Here is a 3,595-nt window from a genome sequence, read left to right on the forward strand (position 1 = left end):
CCCCGATGGAGCTGGCAGAATGCGACGGTAAGTCCAGCGGCAAGCTCGCCTGGGTCGGCCACTACCGCGCCTGGGGCAAGCTCACCCAGGCCAGTGACGGCCACGGCAACCCCAGCACCACCGACAACCCCCTGCGCTTCCAGGGCCAGTACCTGGATGACGAAACCGGGCTGCACTACAACCGCCATCGGTACTATGATCCAGAGACGGGACGCTTCACCACCCAGGACCCGATAGGCCTGGCCGGCGGCGAAAACCTGTACATGTATGCCCCCAATCCGACAGGATGGGTGGATCCGCTGGGGTTGAGTGGGTGTTGCTCAGATAGTTTTGACAGTTCAGGAAGACCTACCAGAAGCTCCCAGTATTCTGTCTACATGGAGTCAAATCTTACCTCTGGGAAGCACTATCCCGGGCGATCTGACAGAGCCCACTTCCAGGAAGGTAATCGTCAGTTGCATGAGAGGTTTGAAACGGATTCAGACTTTGCTACTACTATGGATACTCAGTACCCCGGCATCGTCGATAGGGTTAAGCCTGGGCCGGGTGGAGCGCATACACGAGCAGCGCCATACCCAGGACGAGAAGGCTTAACCTGGCATCACCATCCCGACCGCGAGGGAGTGATGCAATTGGTGCCTAGACCACAGCATCAGTCCGCCGGGAAGGTACAAGAAACTCTACATCCTGGTGGAAAAGGTGGAATGGATAATTGGGGCGGTGGAAGATAACTTATTTTTTGTAGAAGGATCTCACATGAGCAGCATCTACACTCTCATAGAAATATTAAGATCAACTCAAAAGTTTGATCTTGACAATGCGTTATATTTAGAAAGAAAACCATGGTCTGCAAGCTCTCAAGCATTAGTTTTAGACCCGGATGATGTTGAAGAAGCATTAGACCCAGACTCAGACCCCAAAGAAGCAAAAGACTTTGGAATGAAATATGCCATAATGATGCAAGACCTGGACGATATTTGTGAAAACCTTAAATCACAAGTTTCTTCACCTACTGACGATCAAATCTTCCAAGCATTTATATATTACATGGAAAACGATGCCTTCATTAAACTCCGTGTTTAATACCATTGAGTTCGACCACTCGCCAAATAGTGTTTTTCATAACTTCATATTGGTTTTACCTGATTCAGCATAGGTCCTACAGGACTACCGATCAGGTAGATCACCGCGATGGAGCTGGACTCTTGATCGTTGGTTGTGGAATTCAACCATGAAGCGAAAACATCCGTGAGCGCTATCGCCATAACATCGAGCCTGGTCGGTTGCTGCGCCCACTTGCACCTGACCCGAGAGGCGGGTGCAAGATTTTCACGGCTACGCCCGCGTCTCTTCATACACCCGGTGCCAGCACCATCTGGTCACCCGCTACACCCACCGCAGTGGTCTGGCGGTGGAGCTCGAGTGGGACTGGCCGGGCAAGGCCGAGGGCGCCCTGCCCGCCGCCAAGTTCGAAAACCGCTTCGCGGCCGTCCACACCGACCACCTCGGCACCCCGATGGAGCTGGCAGAATGCGACGGCAAGTCCAGCGGAAAGCTCGCCTGGGTCGGCCACTACCGCGCCTGGGGCAAGCTCACCCAGGCCAGTGACGGCCACGGCAACCCCAGCACCACCGACAACCCCCTGCGCTTCCAGGGTCAGTACCTGGATGAAGAAACCGGGCTGCACTACAACCGCCATCGGTACTATGATCCAGAGACGGGACGCTTCACCACCCAGGACCCGATAGGCCTGGCCGGCGGCGAAAATCTGTACATGTACGCCCCCAATCCGACAGGATGGGTGGATCTGCTGGGGTTGAGTCGGTGTTGTGAGGAATCTCGCGGCAGTAAACCGAGGACAAAAACGGCTAGGATCAAAGATGCTCAGTTGCCAACCTCAGGAAGAATTCGATATGTACCTCCAGAGAGTTGGCATGGTTCAACTCCAATTCCAAGGGGCCCAAACCGAGGCTATCTTGATCGATTTGGGAACGAGTGGACTAAAGGCCCTTCTCGAACAGCCGGAGAGCCCTTTGAATGGGATGTCCAGTTATCAAGAACTGGTCGCGAGCAGATAGGATGGACGACAAGAGACGGAACACACGCTAATGTTTCGCTTGATGGAAAAATTACTCACAGGTGATCCAGTTTTGAAAGGAATAGTCAATCTTCATGTTTTTACTGAGGCTGCAGATGTGGAGCAAGCGCGCGCAGCAGGTGATATTCTTCTCCAGAAACTAGAGGCGTATGAAGAAATAGAGTTATGTCGACTAAAAAGGTATTGGAAGATTCCAGAATATTATGAGTTTTCGATAGAAATCGGAAGTCCAATTATATCGAAAAACACACCCCAAGAAATATCCAAAATTTTAGGTGGGAGGTGGAAGAAAGCTGGAGACAGCTTGATTCTATACCAAACAAAGGGAAAGCTATTTCCCATGCCAAATATCAAATGGGCCAGCTTAGAGTACATAGATTTATGATTGTACATGTACGCCCCCAATCCAACAGGATGGGTGGATCCGCTGGGGTTGAGTGGATGTTGTGCAAATGTGAATGCTCAGGCAGCTTTAAGAGCTAAGCTATCTGGACTACAAAAAGCACAGCAAAATGCCGCTACAACTCGCACTCTCCCTGATGGAAGAGTACGCTACTACACTCAAGAAGTTCCTGCGCGTACAGAGGGTCCGACTAGGGGGGCATCTTTTGTAACTGAATATAATAAAAATTCTAGTTCGGTGAGGCAATGGATGGAAGGTTTTGATCAGTCTGAATCAGTGATTCGGGTACATACGAAGATGTATTAATGGGCAGATGTTAGACTCCCAACACTACCCCCCGACCGGCTACGAACTTAAGAACTGGAGCAGAAATGAGTGATTCCCACATTGCGAAGGAGCTCAAAAAAGTATGCCCTAGAAAATACGATGCACATGCTATATCTAGAGCTGCATTTATCATATACCAACAAAGTGATATTTATATATCCTCAAAAACAGAGAACATACTTATCACATTGATGGCAATGGATATGGGCGAAGAGTTTGAGTTAAGCGAGCAGGAATTCTGTGACCTACTATCCGAGTTGCCAGAAAGTTAGGGATCTGCGAAGTTGGATGTGAATTGTATCACAGAGAGCATCTGTGACATCATGATGTCTCCACCGGCCAACGCACCCGCTATCATCGCACCCGATATCATCCTGGCGCACCGGCTAGCCTGTCGCCGGCCATGGGCAACCTGCTCAAGCGCTACGCCGGTACCCACTACCACTACGACGCCAGCGGCAACCTGACCCGACGTATCGCCCCCAGCGGCGAGACCTGGCACTACCAGTACGACCCCGAACACCGGCTGATCGAGGCCTGCCACTACCCCCATGCACCCGCTGCGGGCGATGACACTGTGCCGCAGATGCGTGCCCGCTACGCCTACGACGGCCTCGGCCGACGGGTGTGGAAAGAGGTAAACCGCCAGGGCCAGCCCAGTGAGCTGACGGTGTTCAACTGGGACGGTGACCTGCTGCAAAGCGAAGAGCGTTTTGTCGGAGGCCTGCCGCCGCTGTTTCGCCCCGAACGCCTGGAACTGGCCCGCG

At 52.2% G+C, this 3,595-nt stretch carries 6 protein-coding genes; all 6 read left to right on the forward strand.

Going from position 1 to position 3,595, the window contains the following annotated elements; translation table 11 throughout:
* The first annotated feature begins 5 nt into the window (after positions 1-5).
* Positions 6-731: an RHS repeat-associated core domain-containing protein gene (locus tag C9F12_RS23120; RefSeq protein WP_345840330.1), complete on the forward strand. Its 726-nt coding sequence runs from the start codon at positions 6-8 to the stop codon at positions 729-731.
* A gap of 25 nt (positions 732-756) precedes the next feature.
* Entirely contained in the window at positions 757-1,083 is a 327-nt protein-coding gene (locus C9F12_RS22690; RefSeq protein WP_162816554.1) for a hypothetical protein, read from the forward strand.
* 433 nt (positions 1,084-1,516) lie between these two features.
* Complete coding sequence (locus tag C9F12_RS23075; RefSeq protein ID WP_108450232.1) at positions 1,517-2,143, forward strand: polymorphic toxin type 17 domain-containing protein; 627 nt, start codon at positions 1,517-1,519, stop codon at positions 2,141-2,143.
* Complete coding sequence (locus tag C9F12_RS22695) at positions 2,109-2,483, forward strand: hypothetical protein (protein WP_162816555.1); 375 nt, start codon at positions 2,109-2,111, stop codon at positions 2,481-2,483. Before C9F12_RS23075 ends, C9F12_RS22695 begins: the two co-directional genes overlap by 35 nt.
* A gap of 389 nt (positions 2,484-2,872) precedes the next feature.
* On the forward strand, positions 2,873-3,100 hold the full coding sequence (locus tag C9F12_RS22120) for a hypothetical protein (protein ID WP_108450231.1): 228 nt from the start codon (positions 2,873-2,875) through the stop codon (positions 3,098-3,100).
* 131 nt (positions 3,101-3,231) lie between these two features.
* On the forward strand, positions 3,232-3,595 hold a 364-nt coding region (locus C9F12_RS22125; protein WP_162816556.1), incomplete at its 3' end, for an RHS repeat domain-containing protein.

Origin of the sequence: Halomonas sp. BN3-1 (assembly GCF_003056325.1) — a bacterium.
Lineage (GTDB): Bacteria > Pseudomonadota > Gammaproteobacteria > Pseudomonadales > Halomonadaceae > Halomonas > Halomonas litopenaei.